This window comes from Variovorax sp. GW821-FHT06D12 (genome assembly GCF_059419205.1).
Genome location: NZ_JBWKRI010000005.1, coordinates 475,098 through 490,857 on the forward strand (window position 1 = coordinate 475,098; position 15,760 = coordinate 490,857).

A 15,760-nucleotide genomic window follows, 5' to 3' on the forward strand; every position below is an offset into this window, starting at 1 on the left:
CAAGGGAAGAAGAAAGGCGCCACCCCCACCACTACCGAGATGCTTGAAGGCTGCTTGCCTCGCGGCAGGTCGTCGTTCCGAAAGCAGCGATGCAGATGCGAGGTATCAAAAGGCGACGGCCGAGGTGTTACTAGCACCCCAGCCGTCTAACCAAGTTCGTGCAACTACCTTGGAAGGAACGCACAAAAATGGCTACCAAGACTATAGCCCGGCCAACTACGCCGGTAGCTTCCGAAGACAACGCCCAAGACCCGGCGGATCTTCTCGAAAACACCCTCTCGCAACTCGAAGCTCTTCTGTGGGTCTGCCACGGGGAAGGCATCGACTGGTGCAGCGGTGACGGGCCTCGACAACTGGACAACGTGCTTTGGCTTGCGGCTGAACTTGCTCACAAGGCGGGAGAGCTGTTTCAGGTGAGCGAGAAGGCGCGACGCGCAGCGCTGGAGACCGGCGGTTAGCGGCTGGTCTGCGGGCTGCTGGGTTCGCGGCGCGCTCCGCTTCTTGCCAGTGAACTGCCCTTCAACGCGGCTGCTCCGACTGCCAGCGGGAAGAAGAGCTAGCCACAAAAGCCGAGGCGATTCAGTTCACCCTGTGCTGTTAGCCTTGCATGGTCGGCAGGGCCTCTGCCACGCCAACTCCGGCCATCGTGCCCAAAATTTTAGAAGTGAACTCACCATGACCAGCCCGCTGTACAACGCCTCCGTTCCCGTCATGCAGCAGATGCTGCGCGCCCTGTCCGACGTGCTCAAGAAGGCCGAAGACCAGGCGACGCAAAGAAATATCGATCCAAATGCGCTGCTGCAGGCGCGGCTGTTCCCTGACATGTTTCCGCTGCTACGTCAGGTACAGATCGCCGCAGACTTCTCCAAGGGCATTGCCTCCCGCCTGGCGGGTGCCGAGGTGCCGTCCTGGCCCGACACCGAGGTCAGCTTCGCCGACCTGCAAGCGTTGATCGCCAAAGCTCTGGCCCATATCGGCTCCTTCAAGCCTGAGCAATTCGATTCAAGCGAGAGCCGCGAGATCGTGTTGCGCCCCGGCACCCCCAAGGAAAAGAAGCTGACCGCAGGCGCATATCTTCTGCACTATGGACTGCCGCAGTTTTTCTTCCACGTGACCACCACCTATGCCATCTTGCGCCACAACGGCATGGAGATCGGCAAGCGCGACTACATGGGTGCCTACTGACCCAAGACGGACAGGCGTTCAGCCACTCTGGCCACTGCCGCTCGAAGTGCAAGCGTGCGGCGTGCTGCCACCGATTCGCGCCTTTGAGCCACCAACGACGGTCCTCCGAGAGGCCTTCATCACCCGATGAAGGCCCCTTGAAGGCGCCGCACCAGAGCCTGGGCCTGCCGGCACTCGAACGCGGTGTTCAACGGCCGGCGTACGGCAGCGACGAGTGATGCACGACGATGCGCAGCTTGCCGGCACCGTCCTTCACGAACGTCCAGGTCTTGTCGACCGTGGTGACCTTGCCGTCCGGGTCGGTGAACAGCACGTTACCCAGCGTGCTGGCCACGTCGCCGTGGATGAGCACGGCACTGTTGGCAATCTCGCATTTAGTCCAGCCCTTCAGGGCGAAGCCGGTGTCGTTGGGAAAGGCAGGGTTGCCGCCCACGAAGTACGCCAGCGCGCCGTCGCGAGCGGTGCGAAAGGTCTGCGGCGATGTCGTGAGCGTCGGCTTGAACAGCACTGCGCCCAGCTGGTAGGCGTAGGCGCTGTCGATGACCTTCTCGGCCAGCGCCCTGGCGGCCGGCTGCCCTCCGCTGGAATTCGCAGCGCTGATGTCGACCAGCGCCTTGCACCAGGCCTGCTGGGCCCCCAGGACTTCCGCTTCCGTGATGCTCCGGTCGACGACTTTCTCCTTGGCGGCGACCGGCAAGATGGCCCCTGCGATCAGGAGGCTGGCGATGGCGCTGGGAATGAATTTTTTCATTTGGGTCTCCAATTGAAGTAGTTGGATACCGGAGCGGCCGGGTGGGTCGAGCCGAGACCCAAAGTGCATCCATACGACATGCACAAGGCATGATGCGCCGGCTGATTTGCTCTGAGTAAAAGATGCAAATGAAATGAATGGTTGTGCATTCGCGAGGTAGCCAGGCGTGCAGGCCGGTCTCGCAACAGACTGAAGCGGGCGCACACGAAGGACGGCGATGCAGCGGTTGCCGACATCTTCTGGCCTCGCGCGAATGAGTGCTATCGGCCAGAACCGGACCTTGGCTCACGCCGCCCAGTTCGCGAACACCCTAAGGTCACCAGGGGCCAACAACCGTCCGTTTTTTTGCGCCGGAACGATTCGGTCACAAGCAGACACTCAACATGGGACAGGTGTCGAACGAAAGCCATCCTCTCGGTCTGCACCAGAATTCCCCCCGATCTGCGAAGACCTCATCACATGCAACAACGTTTTCTGAATGCCTTGCTGGTTGCCCTCATCGCCAGCTTCGGCATCTCTGGCGATCCGGCACGCGCCCAGGCCCAAACGACGCCCAAGGTGCAGCCCGGCGAGGGGCGGCCTTACGAGGTTGTCGACAGCGAGGTATGGGACGTGCCCGATCCGGTTTCAGGCCGCGGCTACCAAGTCTTCATTGCTTTGCCGCCGTCCTATGCGAAGCAGCCGCGGCAGCGCTACCCCGTGCTGTATGTGACTGACGCCGACTACGCTTTCCCGATCGTCCGGCAGTTGGGGCGCCGCCTGAACGTTGAAGGACCTCAGATCGAGGAATTCATCCTCGTCGGCCTGTCTTACGCAAAGGGCGAGGACGGCGCGGTCAGCCGCCAGCGCGACTACACACCGACACCGAACGGCCCCAGCACCGCGCCTGCCAATGCGGTCCACGGTCAGGCACGCGCCTATCAAGAATATCTGCGCAACCAGGTAAAGCCGTTCATCGCCGCTCGCTACCGGGCCGACCCGGCCAGAACAATCTTTCTCGGTCACTCCTACGGCGCCCTGCTTGGGATGCAGATCCTTTTCACCGAGCCCGGCTTGTTCAACGGCTATATCCTCGGCAGCCCATCTCTCTGGTACGACAAGCGACATGCCTTGAAGCTCGAAGCGAGCTACGCCAAACAGAATCGGGACCTGAAGGCGAATGTCTATCTTTATGTCGGCGCCTATGAGGCGCTGCGCAAAGGTGTTCGGCGCTACAACCAGACGGTAGACATGGTTGCCGACAACCAGGCGCTGGAGACGGCGTTACAGAGCAGAAAGTACCCAAGCTTGAAGCTGAAGTCAGCGGTCCTGAACGACGAAGACCATCTCACCGTCGCGCCGCGTGGCTTTACGCAGGGCATGAAGTATCTGCTCTCGGCGCACTGACAAATCACAGCGAACAGACAACTCGTCAACTCTTTGTGAGTGCGTATGTAGGAAGGAGTGAAACTGCAGCCTCACACCATCTTTCTGTGAATCAGCGGAAGCCCGGCTTCGGACAGAAGCAGTCATTCGGCGTCGCCACGCAGTCGCTTGCGAGTTGACTAGGAGAACTACGCCGCACTGACAGCCGGCAACGGGCTCGTCACCACCTCGACCCTTCGAGGTCCGCGGGCCATCTTCAAGCCGGAATCTCGCGCTCCAGTCGGCATAGGAAAGATCGCGCCACTTTTACACCTCGGCAACGCGCACGCAGGTCGCCAAGCGCGTAGACGACGCATTCATCGCTCAGGGCCTCTTGCACTGATCAGATCGCGCACGGCAATGGCCATCACCAAAAGCGCCAAGCCGGCGGCGGTCAGGGTTGCCGCCGCGTAGAAGCTGATCAGGGCCCAGTAAAGGACAGGCTGCTCGACGGCAAGGATGTCAGGTCCTTTGCGGTTGTTGAGCACCCCGGTGCGCACGCTTTCCACCACTTCGATCGCTCCAACAAGGCACCCCCAGCCGATCAAGGCCGCGACGGCGAGGGCTGCCATCGACTGTAGCCACGGCCGTCGGCGGTTCGGGGCATTCGGACGGCCCGTCACGTGCTCACTGCGTTGGCAAACGTCAACCGATTCCCGAAGGAATGCCGAACTGTCACCTCACGCGTGCCCCACCCCGTGTCCTCGATGCCAGGACACGCGTGGCCGTACTGCTTGGCTGCCATCCCGGCATGAAAGCCATCGATTCCGTTGCATGCAATGCGCAGGACTGCACCGCGGCAGGTGCCGCTGTGTTCGGCCAAGTGCTGCACACGGCCTTCGCGCGAAACCTGGAGGTACGGTGGCAGCATAGGCCCAAAGCGATGTTGCTCCACAAGCGTTGTTTCTATTTAGTTAATCTCATGTGCGCGAACTCATCAGACGCACGTTGTCCGTCTCCGGATTATCGAAGGGCCCATCTTCACAATGAAGTACATGAATCGACACTGGGCCCCAGTCGAAATCCGTAGGAATTTTTGATGGTGGGACGGGGATTCACACATCCTAAATGGGCCTTTTCCATTGCCTCGGGGGTGTGTCAATCCATTCCAGCTCCAGCTTTCATGATCGCGCGAAATTGTCGAGAGCAGCGCCCTTTGCGATGGCAAGGCGACCGGCTGCAGTCGGCCAAGAGCGGAAGTTCGTCGGCGCCTCTCAGCTTTCCAGACGGGGCGCGCCTGCTTCCCGCCGCCTTCAATACAGTGAACCGAAAATGACGCCTGAAGAAAGCCAAGCCAATCAGTCGATTCTCGACGGCGTGGAAGCCGTCGGTGGCGGCTACGTGTGGGACGCGGAGGTCTTTGCGGTCACTCTTATGGATGTATCTTTGGCGGACGATAAGGTCATTCCGCTTTGCGGTCTGCGAGGCATCCAGCAAATTGCGCTCGACGCCTCGCGGCTCTCCATTGCGACCGTCGCGGCATTGGCAGGCATCACCGGGTTGCAGTCGCTTGTGCTCGCGCGACGCACCTTCACCGAGAGTCAGCGGAACGAGCTCAGTCGATTGGGGCCTCAGATTGTTGAGGTCGATGACCAGGGCTCGTTGCGGCCACAAGCAGCCACTCGGCGGGCTCATCGAATATGAAAATCGAAGATGGCCAGATCGAGTTCCGGCGCCGCCTCAAGGCTGCTGGCAAGAAGGTAACTGGCCTGATGCCCGGCACCAACGCAGGTTGGCGCAGGAGCAGAGACGATGCAGCCGGGCGATCACTTGACATGAATTCTGGGCGAGCACTTTGCCATCGGCGAGCTCGCCTCGCACGTCGGCATGCCAGCCAAATACCGCGCCATCATGTCGATGTCCGTCTTTGAAAGGGTCGTGCCGTCAGTCGCACCGTATCCGGGCTATCGACCGAAAACTTCCAATCACTGCATGGCCAGGTCCAGACCCATCCAATTGCAAAATTCAAAGGTGAGGAAGAGCACGAGGAACGCTGAAGCGACGAACGCCCCGCCCACCTTGATGGATGTCAGTACCACTGCAGCTGTCTTCTGATTCTTGTCCTTCTGTCCCCGTTCGTAATGCCACTTGACGGCTAAATACATGCCCACGCTGAGCACGAGAACCTTGAAAATAACAAAAGAGATAGGGATTGAATTCATGATTGAAGGGATATCAATGGTGACAGACGGTGAAGTGCCCGAGTGCGGCGAGTAGCTCAATAGACCGATGAAGAAACGGAAATTCAATCAATCAATCTAACGAAACGGTTGCGGTGAGCTAAATGGGCGTCCGCAAGGCGCGTCGAAAGGCACGCAAGACATGGGTCGAAAGGCGGAGCAGTCTGCCTGCACCACAGAAGCACTCTCATCGTGCTGTCGAGTGTTCATCTTCCAGACTGATACGTACAGAACCAGATCGGCTGAAAATTTTCGTATCAGATGCAAGGAGGCCGGTAGTCGCGCCGGGGCGGGCCGACGTCTGATATGACAATCTCTGGAGCGGTCCAGAACGACCGTATCAGAAAGAGATGCCCATGAACCGCTACGAAAAGCTTGCCGACAACATCGCTCAGCGTATTCGCGCGGGTAGCCTGAAGGCGAACGATCGCCTTCCCTCCGTGCGCGAACTGAAGTCGCAAATGGGCATCAGTGCGTCCACCGTGTTCTCTGCTTACTACCTGCTGGAGGCGCAAGGGCTTGTCGAAGCGCGGCAGCGGTCGGGATACTTCGTTCGAGCGGGCGCGGAAATGCCGGCCAACGAACTCGCCGCCAGCGAGCCTGTCCTGCGGTCCATGTCGGTCGACGTCTCGTCGCTTGTCTTTCAGGTCCTTGCACAGGCTCGCGAACGCGACATGGTCCCGCTCGGCTCGGCCTTTCCGTCGCCAGAGCTGTTTCCCTTCGAGCAACTTGCCGCCGGCCTGACGCGAGCGCTCAAGCGGATGGATCCTTGGCAGACCGTCGAGGATTTGTCACCAGGAAACGCCCAATTGCGCCATCAAATCTCCCTGCGTTACGGCAGCGTCGGGATGGATGTTCCTGCGTCTGAACTGGTCATCACCAGCGGGGCGATGGAAGCACTCAATCTTGCGCTCGAATCGGTGACGCAGCCAGGCGACGTCGTGGCGATCGAAACGCCAACCTTTTACGGTGCGTTGCAGGCACTGGAGCGGCGCGGTCTTCGCGCGGTCGAGGTTGAGACCCACCCGCGAACAGGCGTAGATCTCGACTCTCTTGCTCGCGTGATCGACCAGCATCCGGTGAAGGCCTGCTGGTTCATGCCGACCTTCCAGAATCCAATGGGCTGCACCATGAGCGACACAGCCAAAGAGCAACTGGTCAGCATGCTCGCCACCCGCGCCATACCGCTGATCGAAGACGACGTGTACGGCGAGCTCGCGCATGGGGCTCGGAGACCGCCACCAGCCAAGGCCTGGGACCGGGATGGCTGGGTGCTGCACTGCAGTTCTTTCTCGAAATCCCTGGCACCCGGATATCGCATCGGTTGGGTAGCGGGCGGTCGCTTTGCAGCCACTTTGGGTCGCAACAAGTTGATGAGCTCGCTGGCGACGGCACTCCCCTCGCAACTGGCGTTGCAGGAGTACCTGCAACACAAGAGTTTCGATCGTCACCTGCGCGCCCTGCGGCATTCGCTCAGCCGCCAGCAGGCTGCATGCTTGCGATTTATCGATCGATACTTTCCGACTGGAACGCGGGTCACGCGCCCCGAGGGTGGCTATTTCCTGTGGCTCGCGCTGCCAGAAGGTGTCGACTCGCTCGCACTGCACCAGGACGCTCTTCGGCTCGGCATAGGCGTAGCGCCGGGCCATCTGTTTTCAGCCGACCGCCGATACACCCGGCACCTGCGCATCAACTACGGGTATCTCGGCGACCCGCGCTTGGAAGGGGCTATCAGGAGTCTTGGAGATCTCGCCAACGCGCAGCTGAAATCTACAACTGGGAAATCGGAGCCAATTTTCGAGCAACGTTCGTCGAGACCCTAGTTAGCGTCAACGCAGGTCGAGGTCCGCCGCCTTCGACTGACTCTCAACGTCACGCGCGCCGCTTCTGTCCAGTCGCGGCTTAAAGAACCCGCAGCACCTCAAACTGCTGTCGGATTGGAGCGACCTGTATCGACACCTCATCACCCTCGCATTTGCCCAGCATTGCCCTGCCCAAAGGGGCTTCGCTGCTGATGACCTGAACAAGCTGGGTGCCGCTGACCAACGTCATGCTGCCCCCATCCGGGCCGAGAAAGAGCTGTTGCTGCTTGTCGTCGGAATCGACCAGGCAGACCAGCGAGCCGAGCTGTATGCCTTTGATGGCGTCGTAGGGACGCGGGCGGAATCGGCGCCAATTGGCCATCGCCTGGCGTATGGCTTCGGCGCGCCGAGCTTGGCCGGTGGCCAGGTAGGCGGCTTCGAGTCCCAATGTGTCGTATTTGTTTTCGGCGATGTTCTCTTCGTGAGTCGCCGTTTCATGGGCTGCCCGCACTGCCTGTTCGGCTTGCAGCAGGTCTTCGGCGAGCCGTTCCAGCACCTGCTGTTGCAGCAAGAATTTATCCATGACGAAAGGTCGGTATCTCTAACAAGCGGGGGCAGGTTTTGATTATGAGGGGCTCCAGAAGCCTTCGAGGCTTCTGTTGGCTGCAGGTTAACTTCAGCTAGCTTCCGAAGACAACGCCCAAGACCCGGCGGATCTTCTCGAAAACACCCGCTCGCAACTCGAAGCTCTCCTGTGGGTCTGCCACGGGGAAGAGATCGACTGGTGTAGCGGGGATGGACCTCGGCGACTGGACAACCTGCTCTGGCTTGCGGCTGAACTGGCTCGCAAGGCAGGGGAGCTGTTTCAGATGAGCGAGAAGGCGCGACGCGGAGCGCTTGAGACTGGCGGTTAGCGGCTGGTCTGCGGGCTGCGGTTTTCGCGGCTCGCCTGGGCAAACCGTCAACTGCCTGACGAAGTCACCGGACCCATCGCACGTCCCTCATACGCCAACAGGATCTGCGGCTTCGCTGCATCCAGATCCGACTGCGACGCGAGGGACAGTTCCAGGTCACCCGTTCCCCAATGTCCTTGCTGCCTGACATCCCGTCCGTTCGGCGGTAGCGGCAGCACTTGGGCTGGGTCGACGTGCAGGTACAGAAGCAAGCGCGCCTTCTGCGGCACCACGGTGGCAAAGTTCTTCAGGCGCTTGAAGGCCACGTACAACTTCAGCTCTTTACGTTGGACGTCGTCGCCCAGCGAGAGCACATGCCCCTCGAGCGACGCCAGCAGCTCGTTCAAGTGGGGCGGAAGCAAGGGCAACCATTCGGCAAACGACCGATCTCCCGTCACTGGCTTCGCCACACTGGCCTCCACGGGCGGAGGCTTCGGCACTTTCACCGTCTTGGCCACCGACGCACGGCCGCCGTTCGCGCTGGCGGCGTTGGCCTGTTCCAGCAGGAGCAGCTCTTCGCCAAAGCGCCGATAGCGGATCAGCTCGATATTGCGGTTGATCTGTTGCACCGCATGGCCGTCGTACTTGGTGAAGTCGGCCGCGATACACACCAGGCGCGGTGCCGTCCAGTCGATGGCATCGGCCGCCGGCTTGCCCAGCTTGTCCATCACCAGTAGCTTGAACTCGGCCTGGTGGTCCATCAGCCAGTCCAGGTAAAACAGGCCCTGGTTGATGACGTTCTCACCGACCGATCGCTTGTATTCCAGGATCACCGGGCAGTTGTTCTCGTCCAGGCCCAGCGAGTCGATTCGCCCAGCGTGGGTCTTGCCGGTGAAGTACTCGGTGGCCAGGAAGCGGATGCCGAGCAGCGTGTCGAGGTTGGACTCGATCAGGGTCTGGAGTGGCTTCTCGAGGTCGGAGGCGTCGCCTTGTAGTTCGAAGGCGCGGCCAGAGTTGAGGCGGAAGAGTTTGATGTCGCTCATGGCAGATCGCAGCGCAGAAGTCGTTCATTGGGCGGCGCACCGCGCAGTTCCAGGCGCAGCCACGGTGACTTCTGCAACTCTGGCGGCGGTTGCGTCGTGGTGGTCACGATGTATTGGAAGGCCGAAGAAGACTCACCCTCCAGCTTGCGCACCACGTCAAACAGCTGGTGGTAGACGCTGAGCCCCAGATCGGCCTCGCGCGGGCTGTCGTGCAGCAGGAACGCGGGCAAGCGTGTCGCGCCTTCCATGCTCATGCACATCACCGCCAGATCGAAGGCGATCACCTTCAGCGATTCGATGGCGGCAGTGGAGCGCTCGCCGCCCCACTGCACGGCCAGCTTCAAGCCATTGCCGTCGAGGCCGACCCGCCCCGAGGCGGTCGGCCCGACCACCGCCCGGATCACCGCATCAAAGTAGGTGGACAAGCGGGCGAAGACAGCGGCCTGCTGTTCGCGGAAAGCCCCCAAAGCGTCGCGTTTGGCATCGATCTGCGCCTGCAACTGCGCGACCTGCGTCTGCGCTTGCTCCCACGCGGCCCATTCGCGTTCCAGACGCTCGATATCGTCAAGATTCTTCTTGCCCTGGCGCCAGGCCGATGAGCGGTTGTCGCTGAGTTTTTCTGCCTGGGTCAGTGCTTGCCGCAGGGCGTCACGCCTGGCGCGCTCCAACGGCAGCTGCTGGTCCAGCGAGGCGGCCTGCTGTTTCACCGCATTGATCTCTTCCTGCTTTGCATCGACCTGCCGCTTCAGCGCGTCGTGCCGTTCGCGCAAGGCGGCCAGGTCCGGCAATTCGCGCGACAGCTGACACCCCTCTGCCAGCACTCGGTCGATAGGCACTTCACAGACAGGGCAAGTGGGCACCTCCGCATCCCGGATCTGCGCCGAAGCGCCGGGCAACTCAGCGCGGAGTTGCCGCAGCAACGATTCGTGCAAGGGCAGGCTGCTGTTCAGCACGGCCCTTTGCTTGTCGAGTTCAGCAACTTCTTGTGCGGCATCGCGCGCCCGCTGCCGCAGATCGCTCAGATTCGACACGTCCACGGAGGGGTCGACCTTTGCGGCTTGCGCCAGCTTCTGTCGTGCCGCCTGGCGCAGCACTTCGAGGCCCAGGCGGCCGTCGGGGACTGACGTCGCAGACAGCCCCACCGCGCGCAGCACTTCAGCATGCAATTGCCCGCAGGCCCATTGCCAACGCCCAACCTCGGCGAGCTTGGCCTTGTGCGCTTCTACCTGCGTGCTGGCTGCGGCCTGCAGTTCGATTTCTTCAGGAGAAATGGCCGCGATCAGCACCCGCATCGCATCTTGCAGGCGGCCGCGGGACATGGACCGGGTCGGCGAGTCCGAATCTGACTCGGCCGCGCGCCAGTCCAGCACATGGTCGAAGCGGCATTCCTGGTCGCGCGTCAACCAGGCGAGCGCCACGCGCCAGGCGTCATGCTGATGATCCACAGGCATCAGGTCCGCCACCCGGGCAGTGAGCACCTGCTGCTCGATGGCGTCGAGCAAGGGTGCAATGCCGGTGGGCTCGGTCAAGCGGTCAAAAAGCTGCTCTGGCGAAACCCCTGCGACCGCGAAATGCCCCCGCCCCACCCCGAGAGGCCGCAGCACCGCCCAGGGCGTGCCGCTCAGCATCACCTCGGCCGACACCCAGCCGTTCAGGAAGACAGCACCAATGCTCAGCCGCTGCGCGTCCGGGGCAAAGCGATCCTCCCCCAGGCAGTAGCGAAGCAAGCGGCAGAACAGCGTCTTGCCCGCGCCGTGCCCCAACTCGCCAGATTCGACCAAGCCACCCATATCGGCTGGGTCGGGCGACCAGATGAAATTCAGGCCCGGCCGCAACTCGATGTCGCGCACGACCTGGCCTGGCTCCTTCCAGAGAGTGAGCCGGCGCACCCACAGCGCCGGCAGTTCACCGCCCGGCGGCAGAGTGACCGAGAGCGGTGCAGGGGCGAACAGATCAGGCTGCGCGGGCATGAACGAAGTCCACTGTTGAAGGGGGCAGCAAGGGCAACAGCGCCTCGACGCCATGAGTCCGCAAGTACGCCGCCACCCAGCCGGCGCGGCCATCAGGCCAACCTGTCGTGTCCACGCGATCCGCCCCAGCCCCCAAAACCCAGGTGGCCTGCGGGCTAGCGTCAGACACCACCAAGTCGCCACGCGCCCGCAGACCGGCGAGCGCACGACGCCAATGGGTATTGACGGCCGGTTGCAAGGCGACCACCGATGCCGGCAAGGGCTCGGCTTCAGCACCCACCAGACGACACCATTGGGCGGCGTCTTGGGCAGGTAGTGCGGCAGTGAAGAGGCGCGGCTGAAGGCACAGCACGACGGCCAGCCGAGCCTGATCTTGGGGCATGGGTTGGCCCCAGGCTTTCAGCACGGCGATGAGCTGCGCTGCTGATGCGTGCTCGTCGGATTGGCGACTTGTGGCCCATGCGCCAGTGGGCAGCGCAGCCCAATCGGGATGCACGGTGGGCAGAAGAGTGGACAGATTCGCTTGCTTGCTTCGAGGCCGGTCACGTGACGTCTTCACTGCCGTGGTCGGTGTCTTGACAGCACGGTGGAGCAGGACGCTTGCGGTTTCGTCAGTCGGACCTTCTTGTGCCAGTTGACCGCGGAACGCCTTGGCAAGGGTCAACGGGATGAGACGCTGAATGTGCGCAACAGCAGCAGCGTGACGGGCTTCAATTCGGTCGGCAAGTCTAAAGAGAGCCTTAACGCGGCGGACGATTTCAATTTGCTCTTCGACAGGCGGCAATGGCAACGGTGTGATCTTCATCGAGCCGACATTGAAGTGCGCCTGAGCAACACCTACTTGATTCGAGCGCACAAAGTCTGCAGCAAAAGATGAGTTCATAACAATGCACCCGTAGTCCGACATCAGCTCGGAGGAGGGTCGCGCAATCACAAGATCGGAACAGTTGGCCTCCTTCAATTCAGGCGGGACAACGCAGCACACCCCCGGGGCGCCAGATCGAACTATCGCGAGGTCTCCAGGGCGCAGTGATGACTTGGAGATTTGGCGATGGAAAACATCGCTCACATACAAGAGCCCCTTGGGGTCAAACTTGAATGCGCGGACGTTCATCGATCTGAGAAATGGCACGCCCGTAGCTAGGTATTGGTCCGCCATCTTTCCGACATAGCCCACCGTGATTTCGGTACAAACATCTTTGAATGTGACCAGTCGCCATCCGTCTGGCAAAGGGCCATTCCGTTTGCCGGATGTTTGACCCCGAACATCTACTGTGAGGAAACCTGACGTTGCAGCGCGCAGAACCGCTTGTCGAAACCGCTTGAGCAACGGCGGAATGACATCCAGGCGGTCCTTGCAGGCTTGGATGCGGGCCAGCAGGGTGTCGAGTTGGTCGGTAATGCGGATTTGCTCCGCCGCAGGTGCCATAGGAATACTCAGTGAACGCAACTTTTCCTGTGGAATGTTGCGCATCGAGAGCTGGTTTCCAGTAGACGCAGCTTGGATGGCTTGGCGCAATTGGGGCGTCTTCAACGCGTAGTTGATCCATCGCTTTGCAGGCTCATCGACGACCAGCCTCAGCACCTTGTCGCTCAAATAGAGGCGCTTCTCGATCGAGCCGACAATCACGCTCGCGCCAACGAGCTCGATAGTGTTGGCTCGTGATATCAAAAGATCGCCAGAGCGGATCCGATTTCGTTCGTTGAGCAGCGTGTCTTTGGGCAGTGTCTTGCTTGCCTCTTCGTTGAATCGGCCCCAGGTCACCGCGCTGATCTTGACGAGTCCAGCTTCACCCGCGGTGGGTGGCCGCTCCTCACACTTGACGTTCTGCCCCGCTTCAATTGTTCGCAGCAATGTGCCAAGCGGGATGACGCCCCATCCAGCCGGTAACTCACTCATCTTTGTCTTTCTCGTCCAACAACAAACCCCGCCGCGCCAACCGCTCCCGCGCCTCCACCAGCGCCGCATGCAATTGCCGCTCCAACTCCGCCTTCGGCGGCAGCTCCGTCCAATACTCCGCCACAGTGATCCCGTCCTTGTGCATCTGTAGCAACTCCACCTGCTCGCGGCTGGATTCGGCACACAGGATCAGGCCGATGGGCGCTTCTTCACCGGTCTGGCGTTCGTGCTTGTCCAGCCACTTGAGGTACAGCTCCATCTGGCCTTTGTGCGCAGCCTTGAAGCGGCCAAGCTTGAGTTCAATGGCTACGAGTCGGCGCAGCCGGCGGTGGAAGAACAGCAGGTCGAGGTAGAAATCTTCCCCATCGATGACCATGCGCTTTTGCCGTTCGACAAACGCAAAGCCGCGCCCCAGTTCCAGGATGAAGGCTTCGAGCTGGCGCAGGATCGCGGCTTCGAGGTCGGCTTCGTCATGGCCCTGGCGCAAGCCCAGGAAGTCCAGAAAGTACGGATCTTTGAAGACCAGCGCAGGCGATGCAACCAGCGCTGTCGTCTGGGATGCGGCGATTTCCGTGCGCTCGAAGGCCTTGCGCTCGATCTCATGGCTCAGTTCCCGCACACTCCATCCATCCCGCGCAGCACACTGGGCATAGAAGGCGCGGGCCTCGGGTGTCTTGAGCGCCACGATGGCTACCAGGTGGCTCCAGCTCAATTGTGTCGACAGCGTCGACACAATCTCCGCGTCGGGGAAAGCCTCTGCGAACTTCACCATTCGGCGCAGGTTGCGGGATTCGAACCCGCGGCCGAATTCCTGCGCCAGCTGCTGGCCCAACTGGTCGAGCAAGCGGGCACCGTAGCCGGCACGCTCGCCGCCCAGCACTTCGGAGGCCAGGCGGTGCCCGACGGTCCAGTACAGCCGGGTCAACTCGGTATTGACCGCGACGGCCAGGCGCTGGCGGCTGGCGCTGATCAGCGCGCGCAGCTCGGCGTGCAGGTTGTCCGGTGGAGCGCCGGCCACAGCTGTTGTCACCGTATTCATGCCTGGGTCTCGACGGCCTGCGGTTCGTCCAAGGGCAGGTCGTCCAGCGCCGCATCGGGGTCTTCGCCCAATTCCTCCAGCAAGGCCCGCAATTCGGCCATGGCGTCGCCCAGCTCACGCTGCAGCAGGCGAGCCACCATGGCCGGGTCGTCGCGCTGGGCGTCGGCGGTTTCAGCGCTGTCGTCCTTGAGCCAGCTGATGTCGAGGTTGTCGCCGCGTTGCGCGATCTGTTCGCGCGCGAAGCGGCGCCAGCGGCCTGTCGCGCCGGTGTCCTGACGTGCGGCCAACGCAGCGGGGCCGCCGGAGGGATCGTCTCCAAACACGTCTTCAAACTTGTCGCGCGGGCGCTCGGCGGGGGCATCGTGCAATGTGCGGAAGTAGTCGCGCGTGAAGGGCGTGCGCTTGCCGAACTGCGGCATGTTGGCACGCATGTCGTAGACCCACACCTCCTTGGTGTTGCCCTTGTCGGTCTTGCCGCGGGTGAAGAACAGCACGTTGGTCTTCACACCCTGGGCATAGAAGATGCCGGTGGGCAGGCGCAGGATGGTGTGCAGGTTGCACTTGTCCATCAGGTCGCGGCGGATCTCGGTGCCGATGTTGCTTTCGAACAGCACGTTGTCGGGCAGCACCACGGCAGCGCGCCCACCCGGCTTCAGCGCACGGTAGATGTGCTGCAGGAAGGCGAACTGCTTGTTGCTGGTCTCGAAGGTGAGGTCGCCACGCGTGGGCAGGCCGCCGCCTTTCTTGGTGCCAAAGGGTGGGTTGGAGAGGATCAGCGTGGCGTTCGGCAACTGGTTGTGGTCATCGCTGAGCGTGTCGCCATAGATCACTCCGCCTTCGATGCCGTGCAGCAGCATGTTCATCAACGCCAGGCGGTGCGTGTCCTGCACCAGCTCCATGCCAAAGAAGGTTTCCTTGGCGTAGCGGCGCTGATGGGCATCGGTCAGGCTGTCGAAGTCGTTGTGATGACGCAGGTAGTTGTTGGCAGCGATCAGGAAGCCGCAGGTGCCGGCCGCCGGATCCTGGATCACGTCGCCCAGCTGCGGCTGCATCACCGCAACGATGCTGTCGATCAGATGCCTTGGCGTGAAGTACTGGCCGGCGCCGCTCTTTTTCTCGCCGGCGTTGCGCTCCAGCAGGTCTTCGTACATGTCGCCCAGGTCGTCGCGTTCCACGCTGTACCAGTCCAGGCTGTCGATGTCGGTGACCAGCTTGCTCAGTGTGGCGGGCTTGGTGATGAAGGTGTTGGCGTTGGCGTAGATTTCCTGCACCGCGCCGCGGCCGCGCAGGCCGTAGTCGAGCAGCATCTCCTTGTAAAGGTCGAGCCGTTCGGGGGCGGAGGCGCTGAGCAGGTCGTCCCAGCGGGTGCCGGGTTGTTCGACCGGGGGCTCGGACTTCTTGGGTCGCGTCCACACCTTGAGCCGGTCTTCCTGGCCGGTCTCCTTCATCATCTTCAGGAACAGCAGGTAGGTCAGTTCGCTCAGGTACTGGTGGTAGGTGACGCCGTCGTCACGCAGCACGTGGCACAGCGACCAGAGCTTGGCGCCGATGTCGAGCGCGGCAGAGTGGTTGGTCATGGGGTAGCAGGGGGTC

Annotated in this window: 15 protein-coding genes; 5 read left to right on the forward strand and 10 right to left on the reverse strand. The window is 61.7% G+C overall.

Annotation, left to right across the window (positions count from 1 at the left end):
- Window positions 1-188: 188 nt before the first annotated feature.
- Window positions 189-458, forward strand: a complete 270-nt coding sequence (locus tag AC07SQ_RS18495; RefSeq protein ID WP_495272279.1) for a hypothetical protein — start codon at window positions 189-191, stop codon at window positions 456-458.
- A gap of 217 nt (window positions 459-675) precedes the next feature.
- Entirely contained in the window at window positions 676-1,185 is a 510-nt protein-coding gene (locus AC07SQ_RS18500) for a DUF1993 domain-containing protein (protein ID WP_495272278.1), read from the forward strand.
- A 187-nt stretch (window positions 1,186-1,372) separates the two neighbouring features.
- Here the strand turns inward: AC07SQ_RS18500 and AC07SQ_RS18505 are convergent, their stop codons facing one another.
- Window positions 1,373-1,936 (reverse strand): metal-independent carbonic anhydrase family protein, encoded by a 564-nt coding sequence (locus tag AC07SQ_RS18505; protein WP_495261861.1) that lies wholly within the window; start codon window positions 1,934-1,936, stop codon window positions 1,373-1,375.
- Window positions 1,937-2,395: 459 nt separating this feature from the next.
- On the opposite strand from AC07SQ_RS18505, the gene AC07SQ_RS18510 reads away from it, so the two are divergent.
- Window positions 2,396-3,322, forward strand: coding sequence for an alpha/beta hydrolase (locus AC07SQ_RS18510; RefSeq protein ID WP_159273795.1), 927 nt, complete (start codon window positions 2,396-2,398; stop codon window positions 3,320-3,322).
- 335 nt (window positions 3,323-3,657) lie between these two features.
- On the opposite strand, the gene AC07SQ_RS18515 is transcribed toward AC07SQ_RS18510, so the two are convergent.
- Window positions 3,658-3,912, reverse strand: a complete 255-nt coding sequence (locus tag AC07SQ_RS18515) for a hypothetical protein (RefSeq protein WP_492698149.1) — start codon at window positions 3,910-3,912, stop codon at window positions 3,658-3,660.
- Between the two features lie 47 nt (window positions 3,913-3,959).
- A complete protein-coding gene (locus AC07SQ_RS18520; RefSeq protein WP_495264891.1) occupies window positions 3,960-4,235 on the reverse strand; it encodes a glyoxalase superfamily protein in 276 nt (91 codons plus the stop codon).
- 377 nt (window positions 4,236-4,612) lie between these two features.
- Here AC07SQ_RS18520 and AC07SQ_RS18525 point away from each other — a divergent pair, with 377 nt between their 5' ends.
- Window positions 4,613-4,984, forward strand: coding sequence for a hypothetical protein (locus AC07SQ_RS18525; protein WP_495272277.1), 372 nt, complete (start codon window positions 4,613-4,615; stop codon window positions 4,982-4,984).
- A gap of 281 nt (window positions 4,985-5,265) precedes the next feature.
- On the opposite strand, the gene AC07SQ_RS18530 is transcribed toward AC07SQ_RS18525, so the two are convergent.
- The gene (locus AC07SQ_RS18530) at window positions 5,266-5,589 is read right to left on the reverse strand and encodes a hypothetical protein (protein ID WP_143599117.1); all 324 of its coding nucleotides are present in this window, start codon (window positions 5,587-5,589) and stop codon (window positions 5,266-5,268) included.
- 287 nt (window positions 5,590-5,876) lie between these two features.
- Here AC07SQ_RS18530 and AC07SQ_RS18535 point away from each other — a divergent pair, with 287 nt between their 5' ends.
- Window positions 5,877-7,343 carry an aminotransferase-like domain-containing protein gene (locus AC07SQ_RS18535; RefSeq protein ID WP_495272276.1) on the forward strand — a complete coding sequence of 489 codons (1,467 nt, stop codon included), beginning with the start codon at window positions 5,877-5,879 and terminating at the stop codon, window positions 7,341-7,343.
- Window positions 7,344-7,422: 79 nt separating this feature from the next.
- Here the strand turns inward: AC07SQ_RS18535 and AC07SQ_RS18540 are convergent, their stop codons facing one another.
- The 6 genes from AC07SQ_RS18540 to AC07SQ_RS18565 all read right to left on the reverse strand — a co-directional run bounded on the left by AC07SQ_RS18540 (window position 7,423) and on the right by AC07SQ_RS18565 (window position 15,744).
- Window positions 7,423-7,905, reverse strand: a complete 483-nt coding sequence (locus AC07SQ_RS18540) for a GreA/GreB family elongation factor (RefSeq protein WP_099794983.1) — start codon at window positions 7,903-7,905, stop codon at window positions 7,423-7,425.
- A gap of 378 nt (window positions 7,906-8,283) precedes the next feature.
- Window positions 8,284-9,258, reverse strand: coding sequence for a DUF5655 domain-containing protein (locus AC07SQ_RS18545; RefSeq protein WP_495272275.1), 975 nt, complete (start codon window positions 9,256-9,258; stop codon window positions 8,284-8,286).
- The gene (locus AC07SQ_RS18550) at window positions 9,255-11,228 is read right to left on the reverse strand and encodes a chromosome segregation protein SMC (protein ID WP_495272274.1); all 1,974 of its coding nucleotides are present in this window, start codon (window positions 11,226-11,228) and stop codon (window positions 9,255-9,257) included. The genes AC07SQ_RS18545 and AC07SQ_RS18550 overlap by 4 nt, the downstream gene beginning before the upstream one ends.
- Window positions 11,212-13,128 (reverse strand): restriction endonuclease subunit S, encoded by a 1,917-nt coding sequence (locus tag AC07SQ_RS18555; protein WP_495272273.1) that lies wholly within the window; start codon window positions 13,126-13,128, stop codon window positions 11,212-11,214. Before AC07SQ_RS18555 ends, AC07SQ_RS18550 begins: the two co-directional genes overlap by 17 nt.
- Entirely contained in the window at window positions 13,121-14,167 is a 1,047-nt protein-coding gene (locus AC07SQ_RS18560) for a PDDEXK nuclease domain-containing protein (RefSeq protein WP_495272272.1), read from the reverse strand. The genes AC07SQ_RS18555 and AC07SQ_RS18560 overlap by 8 nt, the downstream gene beginning before the upstream one ends.
- The gene (locus AC07SQ_RS18565) at window positions 14,164-15,744 is read right to left on the reverse strand and encodes a class I SAM-dependent DNA methyltransferase (RefSeq protein ID WP_495272271.1); all 1,581 of its coding nucleotides are present in this window, start codon (window positions 15,742-15,744) and stop codon (window positions 14,164-14,166) included. The genes AC07SQ_RS18560 and AC07SQ_RS18565 overlap by 4 nt, the downstream gene beginning before the upstream one ends.
- Window positions 15,745-15,760: the final 16 nt, after the last annotated feature.